This window comes from Marinimicrobium koreense, from assembly GCF_003762925.1.
Taxonomy (GTDB): Bacteria; Pseudomonadota; Gammaproteobacteria; order Pseudomonadales; family Cellvibrionaceae; genus Marinimicrobium; species Marinimicrobium koreense.
Map to the genome: position 1 here is coordinate 547,560 of NZ_RJUK01000001.1, position 15,369 is coordinate 562,928.

A 15,369-nucleotide genomic window follows, 5' to 3' on the forward strand; every position below is an offset into this window, starting at 1 on the left:
CTATGGCTGACGCCCGAACCCGCAACAAGGGGTCAAACCTGATTGACGTCGGGCGTATTACCGCCGTATTTGGTATTCAGGGGTGGGTGAAAATTCACTCCTACACCGAGCCGCAGGAGAACCTGTTTGGCTACGGCCCCTGGTGGTTGAAAACCGCCCGGGGAGTAAAACCGGTAGAAATCGACGACAGTCGACCTCACGGCAAAGGGTTTGTTGCGCACATCAACGGTGTCGACGACCGCGATGAGGCCGCCCTCTACACCGGGGTGACCATTGCCGTGGAAAAACAGCTGCTCCCGGAGCTGGAAGGGGACGACTATTACTGGCATCAGTTGCAGGGCCTTCGGGTCGTCAGCCACTGGGACGGTCAGGAGTACGATTTGGGTACCGTGACACGCTTGCTGGAGACTGGCGCCAACGATGTGTTGGTGGTGCAGGGTGATACCCAGAGTATCGACCAGAGCGAGCGGTTGATTCCCTATGTGCCCGAACAGTATGTGCGCCGGGTTGACCTGGCGGCAGCGTGTATCGAGGTGGACTGGGACCCGGAGTTTTGAGCGAAGCGCCCGAAACACAGCCGGTACGACTGGCGATGGTCAGTCTGTTTCCGGACATGATGCAGGCGGTGACCGGCTACGGTGTGACCGGTCGGGCCGTCAAGCAGGGGCTGATCGACGTGCAGTGCTGGAACCCCCGGGAGTTTACTCGGGATAAGCACCGCACGGTAGACGATCGACCCTACGGTGGCGGTCCCGGCATGGTGATGATGGTGGAGCCTCTGCGCGACGCTATCGCGGCCGCCCAGGCCTGGGCCGGGGAGGACGCACCGGTGATTTATCTGTCGCCTCAGGGGCGGCCGCTGGATCAGTCTGGCGTAGAAACCCTGGCCAGTTATGGCCCGATGGTGCTGGTGGCGGGACGCTATGAAGGGATTGATGAGCGTCTGCTGAAGACGGTGGTCGATCAGGAGTGGTCCATCGGGGATTACGTTCTGAGTGGCGGTGAGTTGCCCGCCATGGTGGTGATTGATGCCGTGACCCGGCTGATTCCAGGCGCTTTGGGGCACGCTCAGTCGGCAGAGCAGGATTCCTTCACGGAGGGGTTGCTGGACTGCCCACACTACACCCGCCCGGAAAATTTTGAAGGGCATGAGGTCCCGGAAGTGCTACTGTCCGGTGACCACGAAAGAATTCGGCGCTGGCGCCTGAAACAGGCGCTGGGGCGGACCTGGCAGAAACGGCCAGACTTGCTTGAAGCAATTAACCTAACCGAGGAACAGCATGCGCTGTTGACGGACTTTCGTCGGGACCTTGAAGCACTTAACTCTAGCTGTGAAGCTACAGACTCTCAGGAGACTAGGCATGACTAACAAGATCATTCAGGCGCTCGACGCCGAACAGATGAAACAGGATGTACCGGAATTCGCCCCGGGCGATACCGTTGTGGTACAGGTAAAGGTAACCGAAGGTAACCGCGAGCGTCTGCAGGCGTTTGAGGGTGTGGTTATCGGTAAGCGTAACCGCGGCCTGAACTCTGCATTCACCGTGCGCAAGGTATCCCACGGTGTGGGCGTTGAGCGTACTTTCCAGGTGCACAGCCGTCAGGTTGACAGCATCCAGGTGAAGCGTAAGGGTGATGTTCGCCAGGCGAAGCTTTACTACCTGCGCGACCTGACCGGCAAGGCAGCACGCATCAAGGAAAAGCTGTCCTAAGCGATACGCTGATCCGTTCAAAAAAACCGGGGCCTTGGCTCCGGTTTTTTTATGGTATTCTCGCTCCAATGCCAACCAATGACCGATGAGCGCTGTGACCTTACCCGCCCAAGAGAGCCAGGCCCTGGAGCAATACCTCGACGCCATCTGGATGGAAAAAGGCCTCAGTGAGAATACCCTGAACTCCTATCGGCGCGACCTGGAGGCGTTTGCGCGCTGGCTGGTCGAGCAGGGCAGGGGGCTGATGTCGTTGGATGCGGTCTCCGCCTATGACTACCTCGCCTACCGTCACCGAAAGGGCTATTCCAGTCGCTCCACGGCGCGCTTTCTCTCCTGTGTTCGCGGCTTTTACCGCCACCAGATCCGCGAAGGGCGGCTGGCGGAAAATCCCCTGGCCCTCGTGGACAACCCGAAACTGCCCAAATCGTTACCCAAGTCCCTCACCGAGGCCGATGTTGAGCGGCTGCTGATGGCACCGGATCTGGAAGATCCAGTGGGCTTTCGCGACCGTACCATGCTGGAGGTTCTGTACGCCTGTGGTCTTCGGGTCAGCGAGTTGGTGGGGCTCACGCTGGCGCAGGTCAATCTTCGCCAGGGGGTGGTCCGGGTCATGGGAAAGGGCAGTAAGGAGCGACTGGTGCCGCTCGGTGAGGAAGCAATCGACTGGATTTCCCGTTATCTACAGGAAGCGAGACCTGTGCTCTTGCATAATGCGCCCAGTGAAGTACTCTTTCCCAGCACTCGCGCCCGAGAGATGACCCGTCAGACGTTTTGGCACAGAATTAAACATTGGGCGCTGGTGGCGGGTATCGACAAACCCCTGTCGCCTCATACGCTGCGACACGCCTTTGCGACCCACCTGTTGAACCACGGGGCGGATTTGCGGGTCGTACAGTTATTGCTGGGCCACAGTGATCTGTCGACTACCCAGATATACACCCATGTCGCCCGGGCGCGGATGCAGGAGCAGCATCGCCAGCATCACCCCCGGGGATGACGCGTCAGTGTCGTTGAATACTTTGAAATTGTGACAGGAAAACGTTTATGTTGAAGCAAGTGGCGGTTGGTTTGATGGTCCTGATGGGGAGTGTGTTGGCCCAGGCTCAGGAAATGTCCACCGAGGACCGTATTCTCAAGGCCCTCTCCGAGGCACGTCCCGATTTTGAGTTTACCGATGTGCGCCCGGCGCCCATTGAGGGGCTTTACCAGGCTCGGGTGGTCGGCGGACCGGTGCTCTATGTCTCTCCGGACGCGCAACTGATGATTGCCGGTGACATGTTCACCATTGAGCCCGGTGGCTTTGGGCGCTACGAAGACCCGGCGGTCGTGGAAAAGCGCAAGCAGCTTGCCGCTCAATTGGATGAAGAAGACACCATTGCCTTCGCTCCGGAGGGTGAGAGCAAAGCGGTGGTGTATGTGTTCACGGATGTGGACTGCGGGTACTGCCGTCGCCTGCACAGTCAGATGAGCGCCTATCAGGACGGTGGTGAAACCAAGCCCGGCTACAATGACCTGGGCATCGAAATTCGTTACCTGGCCTATCCTCGGGCCGGTGTGGGCAGCCCCTCCGCCCAAAAGCTGGAAACCGCCTGGTGTGCGGACGACCAGCAGGCCGTACTGGATCGTCTGAAAAACCTCCAGTCGGTGGACAACAAATCCTGTGATAACAACCCGGTGGCTAAACATTATCGCCTCGGTGGCGAGTTCGGCGTGAACGGCACGCCGGCGCTGGTGCTGCCCAACGGGACGGTGCAGCCCGGCTATGTGCCGCCGGCGCAGCTCGCCCAGACTCTGGGGCTCTGAGGGCCCCATTCCTGTCGCCAATTGACACCTCGCGAGCGGCCCAGTAAGGTTGCTCGCCCGCGCCTCGCTCCGGGGCGCGCATTCCAGTAGAATAGCCGGTCTCGCCCGCCCGCACCCAGCGTTGGCGGGCGTTACCTTTTACCAGCAGGGCTCATTTTTTGGGGGAGAGAAGTTTGAAACCGGTCAAAATAGGTATCTGTGGCCTCGGCACTGTCGGCAGCGGCACGGTCAACGTTCTTCATCGCAACAGCCGGGTGATCAACGCCCGTGCCGGTTGTGACATTGTGATTGGCCAGGTCGCCTGTCGTCGCGACGATGTGGACTGCGACATCTCCGGGCTGAACGTCACCCGCGATATCTTTGAGGTTGCTACCAACCCGGACATCGACATTCTGATCGAGCTGATCGGCGGAATTGATGTGGCCCGCGAGCTGATTCTCAAGGCGATTGAGCACGGCAAGCACGTGGTTACCGCCAACAAGGCCCTGATTGCCGAGCACGGTAACGAGATTTTTGCCGCCGCCAATGAAAAGGGTGTGACCGTAGCCTTTGAAGCCGCCGTGGCCGGTGGTATCCCCATCATCAAGGCGATCCGTGAGGGCCTGTCTGCCAACAAGATCGAGTGGCTGGCGGGTATCATCAACGGCACTGGTAACTTCATTCTCACCGAAATGCGCGACAAGGGTCGCGGTTTCTCCGAGGTGCTGGAAGAGGCTCAGGAGCTGGGTTACGCCGAAGCCGACCCGACGTTTGACGTCGAGGGCATCGACGCGGCCCACAAGCTGGTAATCCTGGCCTCCATCGCTTTCGGTATCCCCCTGCAGTTCGACAAAGTATTCACCGAAGGCATCAGTCGTATCGCCCCGCAGGACGTTCAGTACGCCCAGGAGTTGGGTTACCGGATCAAGCATCTGGGGATTGCCCAGAAAGGGCCCAAGGGCATTGAGCTGCGCGTGCATCCGACCCTGATTCCCCAGAAGCGCCTGATCGCCAATGTGGATGGCGTGATGAACGCCGTGTTGGTCAAGGGCGATGCCGTCGGCCCGACCCTGTATTATGGTGCCGGTGCTGGGGCCGAACCCACTGCCTCGGCCGTACTGGCGGATATCGTCGATGTCGCGCGCACCCTGACCGCTGACCCCGAGCACCGGGTTCCCTACCTCGGCTTCCAGCAGGAACAGCTGCGCAGCGAACTGGAAATCGTGCCCATTGAAGAGGTCGAGACTGCTTACTATCTGCGCATGTCGGCTCTGGACAAACCCGGGGTGCTGTCGCAGGTTGCACAAATTCTGAGTGACTCCGGCATCAGTATCGAAGCCCTGATCCAGAAAGAGGCCGCGGACGAAGAAGAAATCGTTCCGTTGATTCTGTTGACCAACCGGGCCGTGGAAAAGCAACTGGTCGAGGCGATCATCAAGATCGAATCCCTGAGCTCCATCACCGGCCCGATTACCCGCATCCGTGTGGAGCCATTGAAGTGAAATACATCAGCACTCGGGGCCAGGCCCCGGCCCTCGATTTTGAAGACGTTGTCCTGACCGGGTTGGCGCCAGATGGCGGCCTGTATGTACCGGAAACGCTGCCGGAATTCAGCCAGGAAGAAATCGCCTCCTGGGCGGGCCTCTCCTACGAAGAGCTCGCGTTCAAAATTATGGCCCCGTTCGTTTCCGGTGCCGTATCCGATGCGGAACTCAAGCAGATCATCAGTGAGGCCTACAGCAGCTTCCGCCACGACGCCATTGCGCCTCTGGTGCAGACGGCGCACAACGAATGGATTCTGGAACTGTTCCAGGGTCCGACCCTGGCGTTCAAGGATTTCGCCCTTCAGTTCCTCGGCCACCTGCTCGATCACCTGCTGAAAAAGCGTCAGCAGAAAGTGGTGGTCATGGGGGCAACCTCCGGGGATACCGGATCGGCGGCGATTGAAGGCTGCCGCCGGTGCGACAATATCGATATTTACATTCTGCACCCCTACAAGCGGGTGTCGGATGTACAGCGCCGACAGATGACCACGGTGCTGGAAGATAACGTGCATAACATCGCGTTGGAAGGCAACTTTGACGATTGCCAGAATATGGTGAAAGCCAGTTTCGGCGATCAGTCATTTCTGCCCGAAGATCGTCAACTGGTGGCGGTCAATTCGATCAACTGGGCGCGCATCATGGCCCAGATCGTTTACTACTTTTACGCGGGCCTGGCGTTGGGCGCACCGGCACGTCCTATCTCTTTCTCGGTGCCTACGGGTAACTTCGGCGATATTTTTGCCGGTTATCTGGCCAAGCGCATGGGGCTGCCCATCGATCAGTTGGTGATCGCCACCAACAGCAACGATATTCTGCATCGCTGCCTGAGTGGCAATGATCACAGCAAGCAGCCGCTCCAGCATACCTTGTCGCCGAGCATGGATATCATGGTATCCAGTAACTTCGAGCGCATGTTGTTCGATCTGTACGATCGCGACGGTGACAAAATCCGCGGCCTGATGGAGGACTTCAAGTCCGGCGCCATGCATCTGGATGAGTCGGCGTTGTCGAAGGCGCGTGAGCTGTTCAGCAGTTACAAGGTGGATGATGATGTGATGCTCGAGGTGATTCGAGATGTGTTTGAGCGCACTGAATACCTGCTGGATCCGCATACGGCGATCGGTTTGAAGGCGGCCCGCGAAACGCGCCGTCGTCAGGATATTCCGATGGTCTGCCTGGCCACGGCCCATCCGGCGAAATTCCCGGAGGCGGTGCGCAAGGCCGGTCAGGATACCGATCCGGCGCTGCCACACCACATGGCGGACCTCTTCCAGCGCGAGGAGCGCTACGAAGTATTGGCCAACGACATCGGCACCGTACAGTCCTACATCGCCAAAAATTTAAAAGCGTAGGGCGTAAGGTTACTTCGGATTGTAGTGCTGCGGTTGGGTAACCCCTTGTGAGACACGCCGTAAATACATCCCTGTAGGCTCATCACCCGCCGGTCCCCTTCGCGCTCCCGGCGCTACGGGACACTTCCCACATCCATGTGGGGCGTCCAAGGCGGGTGACGGTCTCACAAGGGGTCACCCAACCTCCGCGGTGCCAACGTAATGTTCCGGGAAATAGCATCGCACGCAGGTTGCGTAGGGCGGATAAGCCGAAGGCGCATCCGCCGTAACCAAAGCCGAATCCCTCTAATTTCACCGACGGACCTCATGCAAAAAACCATCCTCCGACGCACACCTCCTGAACACTCTCTGGAAACCCCTCTGGCTGGTGACCTTCCTCCGTTGCTGGATCGCCTTTATCGGCTGAGAGGCGTCTCTCGCTCGGAAGAACTCTCCCACAAGCTGCAACACCTGCACAAACCCACCTTCAAAGGCCTGCCCGAAGCGGTGGCTCTATTGGCCGATGCGGTCGAGGCACAGGCCAATGTGTTGGTGGTGGGTGACTTCGACGCTGACGGCGCCACCAGTTCGGCGCTGGCGGTGATGGCGTTGCAGGCCATGGGGCTGTCGAGTGTGGATTTTCTGGTGCCCAACCGCTTTGAGTACGGCTATGGGCTGACGCCGGAGATTGTGGACGTGGCGGCGGCGATGGCGCCGGATGTGATTGTGACGGTGGATAATGGCATTTCCAGTGTCGAGGGGGTGCGTGCGGCGCAGGAGCATGGGATTGCGGTGGTGGTGACGGATCATCACCTGCCCGGTGATGAGCTGCCCTCCGCCGAAGCCATTGTGAACCCCAATCAGCCGGGCTGCCCGTTTCCCAGTAAAAACCTGGCAGGTGTTGGTGTTATTTTTTACGTGATGAACGCCCTGCGGGCGGAGTTGCGTCAGCGGGGCTGGTTTGCCCAGGGCCAACCCGAGCCCAATATGGCGAATTTTCTCGATCTGGTGGCCCTCGGTACGGTGGCGGACGTGGTGCCGCTGGATCACAATAACCGCATTCTGGTGTCTCAGGGCTTACAGCGCATTCGCGCCGGTGTGGCTCGCCCGGGCATTATTGCCCTGCTGGATGTGGCCGGGCGACAGATGCACCGGCTGGTGGCCAGTGACCTGGGGTTTGCCATTGGCCCACGGCTGAACGCGGCGGGACGCCTGGACGATATTTCCGTGGGCATTCAGTGTCTGATGTGCGACAGCGATGAGCTGGCCCGGGAGATGGCGTTGACGCTGGACGAGCTCAACCGCGATCGCAAGGCGATTGAGAGTGGCATGCAGAAGGAAGCGGTGGCCATGCTCAATCGGCTGCAGCTGGATGAAGAAAATCAGGCGCTGCCCTGGGGGCTCTGCCTGTATGACGGTAATTGGCACCAGGGTGTGATCGGTATTCTGGCGTCGCGCATCAAGGATCGTCTGCACCGTCCGGTGATCGTGTTTGCCGATGCCGGGGAAGGGGAGATCAAAGGTTCGGCTCGCTCAATTGCCGGTTTGCACATCCGCGATGCGCTGGATGCGGTGGCGGCCCGTCATCCGCATCTGTTGAACAAGTTCGGTGGCCATGCCATGGCGGCGGGGATGACGCTCTCTCGGGAGAATTTCGACGCGTTTCAGCAGGCCTTTGACGAAGAAGTAAAACGTCAATTGCAGCCGGAGGACCTGCAGCCGGTGTTGGTCAGCGACGGTAATCTGACGCCCACGGAAGTGAACCTGGAACTGGCCAGTTTGCTGCGCAACGCAGGCCCCTGGGGACAGCATTTTCCGGAGCCGCTGTTCGATGGGGATTTTGCGCTGGTTCAGCAGAGGCTGGTGGGGGAGAAACACCTGAAAATGACGTTGGCGCTGGATTCGCAGGGACAACATCTGGTGGACGCCATTGCGTTCAATATTGATCCGGAGTTGTGGCCCAATCCGTCCGTGCAGCGTGTGCACCTGGCGTATCGGTTGGATGTGAACGAGTTTCGCGGGCGTCAGTCCGTGCAGTTGATGGTGGAGTACATCGAACCGGCCTGATTGCCGGTTTTTTTATGCCGGGAAGTGCATCCAAATTCCGCCCTCCTACGTTCAGTAAATATGTATCCTGAAAAATCAAGATAACAGAGATCATGATTTATGAATGAGTCGAACGATCCTTTCTTATCATTGCTGAGTCGAACGGCGGAGGGGGAGCATACGGCATTTGCTCAGCTCTATCGTGAGTCATCCGGCAAGTTATACGCCGTTAGCTTGCAGATGTTACGGCGTCGGGACTGGGCAGAGGACGCCGTTCAGGAGGCGTTTGTACGGATTTGGTACAACGCCGGTTCGTATCACGCTGAGAAAGGGACAGTGATGTCCTGGATGATCAGTATTGCGCGTTATCGTGCGCTGGACATGTTGCGAGCGGCCAAAAGTCGTCCGGAAATCAATGAGGAGTCTTCGGCCGAAGAGGGGAGCGATGAGTCCCCGGAGCTGGACCTGTACCAACATCGGGAGCGAGCGGAAATTGATCGCTGTATGAATCAGCTAGAGGGCACACAGCGTCACGCTATCCACTTGGCGTACTTTTTGGGAATGACGCACATTGAGGTGTGCAAGCGTCTGGCGTCGCCGTTGGGCTCAGTCAAAAGCTGGATTCGTCGGGGTTTGGACCGTTTGAAGAGGTGCCTTGAAGCATGAACTACTTGACCGAGGACCGCCGCAATGCGCTGGCGGCAGACTATGTATTGGGGACGCTTCAGGGTAGGGCGCGGATTCGCTTTCAGAAACTGTTGATGCAGCACTCTTCATTGCGGACCACTGTGTGGCGTTGGGAGCGTGGGCTCAATGGGCTGGGAGAATCGCTGCCCAGTCAAACGGTGCCGGCACGGGTATGGGAGCAGATCCAGATGCGAATCGGTGCGCCGCTGGACGTGACTTCGCCGGACAACAGTTCCCGGGAGGATAAGCCCCAGAAAAAAGTCCTACCCATCGGCGTCGAAACTCGGTTCGATCCCTGGCGTTGGTTGGCTGGTTTGTCGACGGCTGCCGCCTTGTTCTTGGCGGTGGTGTTGATCTGGCCGGTGATGTATCCAGAGTCGCCTGGACAACTGGTTGTGGTTCAAAGCGAAAAGGCGCAGCCGCTCTGGCTGATTGAATGGACGGATTCAACGTTCAATGTCCAGGCAACGGATCGACTGGTTGCGCAAGCGGATAAAGATTACGAGCTCTGGCTGGTGGCCGCTGATGGGCGTGACCCAGTGTCTTTGGGGCTATTGCCCAAACAGGGGCGGCGTCAATTGCCACGGATTGCGCTGCTGGATGAGGTCGACATCAACGTGCTTGCCGTCAGTCTTGAGCCCTTGGGCGGGTCGCCTACCGGCAAGCCGACCACCGTGTTGTATACGGCAGAACCGGTTAACATTTGATTTCGATCGAAGAAGGTTCGCCCAGAATGCCTGAGATTCGGGCGTTCTGGGGAGGGTCGGCGTGATCTTCAACGCCGTTATTTCGAATCGCTATTGCTATCGAAAGAGTACGAGTAAATCAATATAAGAATAGTTTCTGCCTTCTGAATCCAAATTTCATTCTCAGCCGTTTGCTCTATGAACCTCGACGATCTGTGTGGTTGTCATTTCGTTCATTAACCTGTTAACAGGAAGCAAAAGGCTATGAAAACCAAATACCTATCACTCGTTATCGGCACTCTGTGCACCGGTATGGTGGCCACTGCGACAATGGCTTCCAGTCACCGCGAAGCCCCCAACATTACCCGTATGCCCACCGTCGACTCCACCGACTTCTATGCGTTCAACAGCTATGAAGAGGGTCGAGGTGAATATGTGACACTGATTGCCAACTACCTGCCATTGCAGGATGCTTACGGCGGCCCCAACTACTTCGCTCTGGATCCGGCGGCGGTTTACAGCATCCATATCGACAATGATGGTGATGCGGTCGAAGACCTCACCTACCAATTCCGCTTTCAGCAAGCGCTGCCCGGTGAGGACGGTGAAGGCGTCAAGCTGACTGTGGGCCCGGAAGGCAATACGCGATCCGTCGCGGTTCCTTTGAAGAACGTTGGCGGAATTTCGGCCGACGACATGTCAGCCGTGAATTTTCTGGAAACCTACGAGCTAACTCTGGTCGAGGGTGAGCAGCGAACGGGCATGGGAATGGAGGTGCAGGACGCCACCATGGGTGGCACCACCTTCAGCAAGCCTCTTGATTTTATTGGCACCAAAAGCTTCGGGTCGCGTGATGCCTACGCTGACTACGCGGCCAGTTTTGTCCATGAGATTGCTATTCCCGGCTGCGAGACCAACGGTCGGGTCTTTGTCGGTCAGCGCAAAGATCCCTTTGTGGTGAATTTGGGAAAGACCTTTGACCTGGTCAACTATGTGCCCGTCGAAGGCGACAGCATGCGCGGCAACGGTGATGGCGAAGGTTTTCCCGGTGGCATTACCCAGGACATGGGTAATGATGATCTGGGGAATAAAAATGTGACCGCGCTGGCTTTGGAAATTCCCAAAAGCTGCGTCACCGGTGATGGGAATGGCACCATAGGCACCTGGACGACTGCCAGCCTGCCTCAGGCCCGTATTCTGAATCCGCAAGCGGAGTTCAATAACACCGAGGTGAATGGTGGTGCCCTGACTCAGGTATCCCGACTGGGGAACCCCCTGGTGAATGAGCTGGTCATCGGTTTGAAAGACAAAGACCGCTTTTCCAGTGCCCACCCGTCTGACGATGGTCAGTTTCTGGACTATGTCAGTCACCCATCGCTCCCTGAACTGTTGAACATTCTGTTCAAAGATGCCGTCAACAGCACTCTGGGGACCAATATGGAAACCCTGGCTCCGACCAACTTTCCTCGCAACGATCTGATTACTGCGTTCCTGACCGGGTTTGAGGGCGTGAATCAGTTGTCGACTGTCACCCCGTCCGAAGTACTTCGCCTCAACACCGGCATTCCCGCAAAGCCGGCGGCGGAGCAGTCGCCCTTCGGCGTTGCCGGTGATGACCTGGCGGGCTTCCCCAATGGTCGTCGTCCCGGTGACGACGTCGTGGACATCGCTCTGCGTGTCGTCATGGGCCGCCTGTGCTATCCGATTCCGGTCAATGGCGAACAAACGGATCTGGGACTGTGTGCCCCCGAAGATGCCAATACCGGCGAAGTGGCCTTTACCGATGGTGCACCAGTGGACGCCAGCATGATGAAGGTGTCTTTCCCTTACCTGGCAGAACCACTTCCCGGTTCTGAATAAAGGAGACTGGTATGAAAACTTACGCAACAGCTTTAATTGCAGCGCTGACGCTGATCATGGTCGGCTGTGGTGGCAGTAGTGGCAAAGATCCCAAGCCCACCCCTGATCCGAATCAGGCTCCAACCGCCAGTGGTGCCAGTCTGACCACTCAGGCGGATACGGAGCTGACCGGTATGCTCAGTGCCGAAGATGCTGACGGTGATCCTCTTACCTTCGCTTTGGTGGACGAATCGGTCAATGGCTCGGTGACGATAGAGGCAGACGGATCATTCAGTTATCAGCCCAATGCCACCTTCACCGGCAATGATTCTTTCAGCTTCCGGGCCTCTGATGGTGATCGCGATTCCAATGTTGCCAACGTGGAGATTGTGATCGAGCCGCTGGAAGTATCCTTCAGCACATACAGTCGTCAGGCATTTGAGCAGATGCCAACGGATGAACCCCTGCCGGTAAACGGTCGGGTATTCATTCAGGATGTGGCTGAGTCCAATGCGTACGACGATCTGCTTACACCGTAAGCGTTCGATGGTGATGCCAGGGATGGCGATTTTCACAAATGATTAACTGGGAATACTTCATGAACATCCGGATATTTTTAGTGATACTGCTGGGTTGGAGTTGTCTGGCACACGCCGAACCCACTATTCCCGAATCCTGTACCACCCTGGTGGCCAAATGGGACCCTGCCGAATTCAGACAAGCCGATCCGCCCAGCACCGCCGAAGCGCGGTGGCAGTCTGACCCGCAGTCGCGGTTGACTCGCGCCCGGAAGACGATCGAACTTGCCGCCAAACCTGGCTACAGCCATTTTTACGATCGAGCGAGGACCCTGTTGGAGGTTCCGGTCGAAGCCCAGACCGATAATCCGGAAGTGTGGTTGTTGTGGGCGAAAGTACAACAACATTACCATGATTTTGACGCAGCGCTTTCCGCTCTGGAGCGGGTTTTCCGCGCACAACCGGGCCATGTGGAAGCACGTCTGCTCGCCGCCCGAATTTATCTGATTCAGGGCCTCCCCGATCGCGCACACGGTCACTGCATCGCATTGATCGGCAATGCGGACCTGGTGACCGCCAGCGCCTGTGCCCTGGAGGTGGCGAGCTATCGGCAGTCTTTGGAGGCCAGCTATCGGAGTCTGCAGGCGCTCGTGCAGCGCGAAGGGTTGCCCGACGACGAGCGAGGCCCCTGGATTGCCCAGATCCTTGCTGACATGGCGTTGCGTCTGAGTCGGTTCGAGGAAGCCGAGTCGTGGCTCGACCCGCATCTTGACGGCGCCAGCGTCAACTACCTGTTGCAATGGTCGGAAGTGCAATTGGCGCTCGGTAACCATACTCGAATCATCGAGGAACTGGAGTCTGTGGTCACGGCCGCACCCAATATCGACGATGCACTGGCCCTTCGTCTGGCGATTGCCGAACAGGCAACCGAGGGTGATCGTTGGAAAGACTACGTTGAAGGGCGCATGGCGTTGCGACTTCAGCGCCAGGATACGCATCACGCCTCAGATCTGGCGCGTTACTACCTTGAGGTGGACCCGCAACCCGAGAAAGCACTTCACTGGGCGGAAATCAATTGGGAGAAGGCCCGAGAGCACAGTGATCGGCGACTGTTACAGCAGGCCCGCCGCAGTGTGGAAAAAAATATAAGTGAGAAGAGGGCCCACTGATGCGTTTTTATCTGCTGGTTTTATTGGGTGTCTTATCATTCTCGGCCCAGGCCCATCAATTGAGCACGGCCTACCTGAGTGGCGATCTCGGTGCCACTGGCAAAGTTCAGCTCGAGCTGCAAACCCGGCTCTACGACCTGGAGCGAGCAGTGGGAATGGATACCAATCGCGATGGCGAACTGTTGTGGGGCGAGGTACTGGACAATGCCGCCACACTGGAGACCTATCTCCAAGACCGGATCAACCTGCGGCGAGGTGACCGACCCTGCAATCTGTCTTTCGCGGGTCCCTGGAAGGTGGATGAGCACTATGGCGAAGCCTATCTGGTGACGTCGCTTCAGGCGCAGTGCCCGCTCAGTGGCGACCTCACGCTGGTTTACCAGGCATTTTTTGAGCAACAGCCCGAGCACAAGCTGCTGGTGAACTTTCGCTCGGAGGCACCGGGCTCAAGCGACACCGACAGTAGCTACCGGGTAATGGATCGCAGTCAGCAGGAGATGATTCTCGGAGGTAGGGAGGGGAATCTGATGTTGACCATCAAGGATTTTGTCAAAGAAGGCATCGTTCACATCTGGATCGGTCTGGATCACATTCTGTTTCTGGTGTCGCTGTTGCTGACTTCTGTGCTGATGCGTGCCTCGGGACAATGGCAGCCGGAAGTGAGTGTGCGCCGTGTTGTGACCAATGCCGTCTGGATCGTGACCGCCTTTACTCTGGCTCACTCGGTGACGCTCACCGCCACCGCTCTGGGCTGGGTCCAGCCGTCCAGCCGCTGGGTGGAGGTGGCAATTGCTCTGTCGGTGGCATTAGCAGCGCTGAATAATGTCTTTCCGGTGGTTACTCGCCTGTCTGGAATTACGTTTGCGTTCGGCCTTATCCACGGCTTTGGTTTTGCCGGAGTGTTGGGCGAACTTGGTGTCCCTGCCGACCAGGTGCTGCCCACAGTGCTGGCGTTCAATCTGGGCGTTGAAATCGGTCAACTGGCGATCGTGCTGGTGTTGCTGCCTTGTCTCATGCTCTTGCGTCACTACCGATGGTTCAGAGGTATTCTGGTGCCGGCTGCCTCTGTGTTGATTGCCGGCTTGGCCATATATTGGGTTATGACTCGAATGTGAGGCAGTGTTTATGCAACATCGATTTTTAATAGGCTCGTTTATGATCCGGCCGCTGGCGGCACTGGTAGCCCCGGGAACGTCGGGGTGACTAGCGGGCTGGATTGTCGGCTTAGCGAAACGTAAGCCGACACCATAATCTCAATGCGCCTGAAGTACCTCACGCAAGGTCGGCCATACATTCTCCAGAATTTTTGGCTGCGCTTCGGCGTTGGGGTGAATGCCGTCTCGCTGCATCAACTCATCCTTCGTGGCGATGCCTTCTAGCATAAACGCCACCAGTGGCACATCTTCTTCCTGGGCCAGCTGCGGATACACGGCGGTAAACTGATCGGTATAGCGCGGGCCATAATTGGGGGGAATCTGCATGCCCAAGAGCACTACCTCTGCCCCTTGTTCCCGGCTCAATTGAATCATTGCGGCGAGGTTGTCGGCGAGATCGCTGATCGGGTAACCGCGTAAACCATCATTGCCGCCCAGCTCCAGAATCACCCATTCCGGGTTGTGCTCGCTCAGCAGCCGGGGAAGGCGCTTTAGGCCGCCTTCAGTGGTTTCACCGCTGACGCTGGCATTCACCACCGTATGGGGGTAGCCTTCGCGCTCCAGTCGCTCATTGAGCAGGTTGACCCAGCCATCCTCCTCGTCAATGCCGTAGGCCGCACTCAGGCTGTCACCCAGTACCAGGACGCGTGGGGACTCTGCCCAGGCCACTGAGGCGAGCGAGAGCAGCAGGGCAAGGGAAATACAGTGCAGTGTGCGGTGTAACGTCATGGGCGGTTCCGGCTCAGTGGGTGGACACAGGTGCAATAATAACCTCTGAGAGGCTCATACTGCATGGGTACGCTGATCGGGCGACTAAGGGTCACCGTAAAGAATTGTGAACCGTTTTGACACCCTCTCGTAACCAAGGTGCAATAGGTCACTCTGTTTTTTGACGAACCAG

The 15,369-nt window shown here is 57.8% G+C and carries 15 protein-coding genes; 14 read left to right on the forward strand and 1 reads right to left on the reverse strand.

Annotated features, from left to right (window positions below):
• Window positions 1–2: 2 nt before the first annotated feature.
• From rimM to EDC38_RS02430, 14 genes are all read left to right on the forward strand, one after another.
• The gene (gene rimM / locus EDC38_RS02365) at window positions 3–557 is read left to right on the forward strand and encodes a ribosome maturation factor RimM (RefSeq protein ID WP_123637165.1); all 555 of its coding nucleotides are present in this window, start codon (window positions 3–5) and stop codon (window positions 555–557) included.
• 35 nt (window positions 558–592) lie between these two features.
• A complete protein-coding gene (gene trmD / locus EDC38_RS02370; protein ID WP_123638827.1) occupies window positions 593–1,369 on the forward strand; it encodes a tRNA (guanosine(37)-N1)-methyltransferase TrmD in 777 nt (258 codons plus the stop codon).
• Complete coding sequence (gene rplS, locus EDC38_RS02375; RefSeq protein ID WP_024459910.1) at window positions 1,362–1,712, forward strand: 50S ribosomal protein L19; 351 nt, start codon at window positions 1,362–1,364, stop codon at window positions 1,710–1,712. The genes trmD and rplS overlap by 8 nt, the downstream gene beginning before the upstream one ends.
• 85 nt (window positions 1,713–1,797) lie before the next feature.
• Window positions 1,798–2,709: a site-specific tyrosine recombinase XerD gene (gene xerD, locus EDC38_RS02380; RefSeq protein WP_123637166.1), complete on the forward strand. Its 912-nt coding sequence runs from the start codon at window positions 1,798–1,800 to the stop codon at window positions 2,707–2,709.
• A gap of 47 nt (window positions 2,710–2,756) precedes the next feature.
• The gene (locus EDC38_RS02385) at window positions 2,757–3,515 is read left to right on the forward strand and encodes a DsbC family protein (RefSeq protein ID WP_123637167.1); all 759 of its coding nucleotides are present in this window, start codon (window positions 2,757–2,759) and stop codon (window positions 3,513–3,515) included.
• A 173-nt stretch (window positions 3,516–3,688) separates the two neighbouring features.
• A complete protein-coding gene (locus EDC38_RS02390; protein WP_123637168.1) occupies window positions 3,689–4,996 on the forward strand; it encodes a homoserine dehydrogenase in 1,308 nt (435 codons plus the stop codon).
• Window positions 4,993–6,390, forward strand: a complete 1,398-nt coding sequence (gene thrC, locus EDC38_RS02395; protein ID WP_123637169.1) for a threonine synthase — start codon at window positions 4,993–4,995, stop codon at window positions 6,388–6,390. Before EDC38_RS02390 ends, thrC begins: the two co-directional genes overlap by 4 nt.
• Before the next feature lie 306 nt (window positions 6,391–6,696).
• Entirely contained in the window at window positions 6,697–8,436 is a 1,740-nt protein-coding gene (recJ, locus tag EDC38_RS02400) for a single-stranded-DNA-specific exonuclease RecJ (RefSeq protein ID WP_123637170.1), read from the forward strand.
• Window positions 8,437–8,535: 99 nt separating this feature from the next.
• Window positions 8,536–9,081: an RNA polymerase sigma factor gene (locus tag EDC38_RS02405; RefSeq protein ID WP_123637171.1), complete on the forward strand. Its 546-nt coding sequence runs from the start codon at window positions 8,536–8,538 to the stop codon at window positions 9,079–9,081.
• Window positions 9,078–9,809, forward strand: coding sequence for an anti-sigma factor (locus EDC38_RS02410; RefSeq protein WP_123637172.1), 732 nt, complete (start codon window positions 9,078–9,080; stop codon window positions 9,807–9,809). The genes EDC38_RS02405 and EDC38_RS02410 overlap by 4 nt, the downstream gene beginning before the upstream one ends.
• A 243-nt stretch (window positions 9,810–10,052) precedes the next feature.
• Window positions 10,053–11,648 carry a DUF4331 domain-containing protein gene (locus EDC38_RS02415; RefSeq protein WP_123637173.1) on the forward strand — a complete coding sequence of 532 codons (1,596 nt, stop codon included), beginning with the start codon at window positions 10,053–10,055 and terminating at the stop codon, window positions 11,646–11,648.
• An 11-nt stretch (window positions 11,649–11,659) separates the two neighbouring features.
• Window positions 11,660–12,166: an Ig-like domain-containing protein gene (locus EDC38_RS02420; RefSeq protein ID WP_123637174.1), complete on the forward strand. Its 507-nt coding sequence runs from the start codon at window positions 11,660–11,662 to the stop codon at window positions 12,164–12,166.
• A gap of 38 nt (window positions 12,167–12,204) precedes the next feature.
• Window positions 12,205–13,314 carry a tetratricopeptide repeat protein gene (locus EDC38_RS02425; protein ID WP_123637175.1) on the forward strand — a complete coding sequence of 370 codons (1,110 nt, stop codon included), beginning with the start codon at window positions 12,205–12,207 and terminating at the stop codon, window positions 13,312–13,314.
• Entirely contained in the window at window positions 13,314–14,429 is a 1,116-nt protein-coding gene (locus EDC38_RS02430) for a HupE/UreJ family protein (RefSeq protein WP_123637176.1), read from the forward strand. Before EDC38_RS02425 ends, EDC38_RS02430 begins: the two co-directional genes overlap by 1 nt.
• Before the next feature lie 138 nt (window positions 14,430–14,567).
• On the opposite strand, the gene EDC38_RS02435 is transcribed toward EDC38_RS02430, so the two are convergent.
• On the reverse strand, window positions 14,568–15,197 hold the full coding sequence (locus EDC38_RS02435) for an arylesterase (protein ID WP_123637177.1): 630 nt from the start codon (window positions 15,195–15,197) through the stop codon (window positions 14,568–14,570).
• Window positions 15,198–15,369 lie beyond the last annotated feature (172 nt).

Excerpts from the sequence above, each read along its gene's own strand:
- rimM (WP_123637165.1), top strand. The coding sequence starts at position 3 with ATGGCTGACGCCCGAACCCGCAACAAGGGGTCAAACCTGATTGACGTC.
- trmD (WP_123638827.1), top strand. The coding sequence starts at position 593 with ATGGTCAGTCTGTTTCCGGACATGATGCAGGCGGTGACCGGCTACGGT.
- rplS (WP_024459910.1), top strand. The coding sequence starts at position 1,362 with ATGACTAACAAGATCATTCAGGCGCTCGACGCCGAACAGATGAAACAG.
- xerD (WP_123637166.1), top strand. The coding sequence starts at position 1,798 with ATGAGCGCTGTGACCTTACCCGCCCAAGAGAGCCAGGCCCTGGAGCAA.
- EDC38_RS02385 (WP_123637167.1), top strand. The coding sequence starts at position 2,757 with ATGTTGAAGCAAGTGGCGGTTGGTTTGATGGTCCTGATGGGGAGTGTG.
- recJ (WP_123637170.1), top strand. The coding sequence starts at position 6,697 with ATGCAAAAAACCATCCTCCGACGCACACCTCCTGAACACTCTCTGGAA.
- EDC38_RS02405 (WP_123637171.1), top strand. The coding sequence starts at position 8,536 with ATGAATGAGTCGAACGATCCTTTCTTATCATTGCTGAGTCGAACGGCG.
- EDC38_RS02410 (WP_123637172.1), top strand. The coding sequence starts at position 9,078 with ATGAACTACTTGACCGAGGACCGCCGCAATGCGCTGGCGGCAGACTAT.
- EDC38_RS02415 (WP_123637173.1), top strand. The coding sequence starts at position 10,053 with ATGAAAACCAAATACCTATCACTCGTTATCGGCACTCTGTGCACCGGT.
- EDC38_RS02420 (WP_123637174.1), top strand. The coding sequence starts at position 11,660 with ATGAAAACTTACGCAACAGCTTTAATTGCAGCGCTGACGCTGATCATG.
- EDC38_RS02425 (WP_123637175.1), top strand. The coding sequence starts at position 12,205 with ATGATTAACTGGGAATACTTCATGAACATCCGGATATTTTTAGTGATA.
- EDC38_RS02430 (WP_123637176.1), top strand. The coding sequence starts at position 13,314 with ATGCGTTTTTATCTGCTGGTTTTATTGGGTGTCTTATCATTCTCGGCC.
- EDC38_RS02435 (WP_123637177.1), bottom strand. The coding sequence starts at position 15,197 with ATGACGTTACACCGCACACTGCACTGTATTTCCCTTGCCCTGCTGCTC.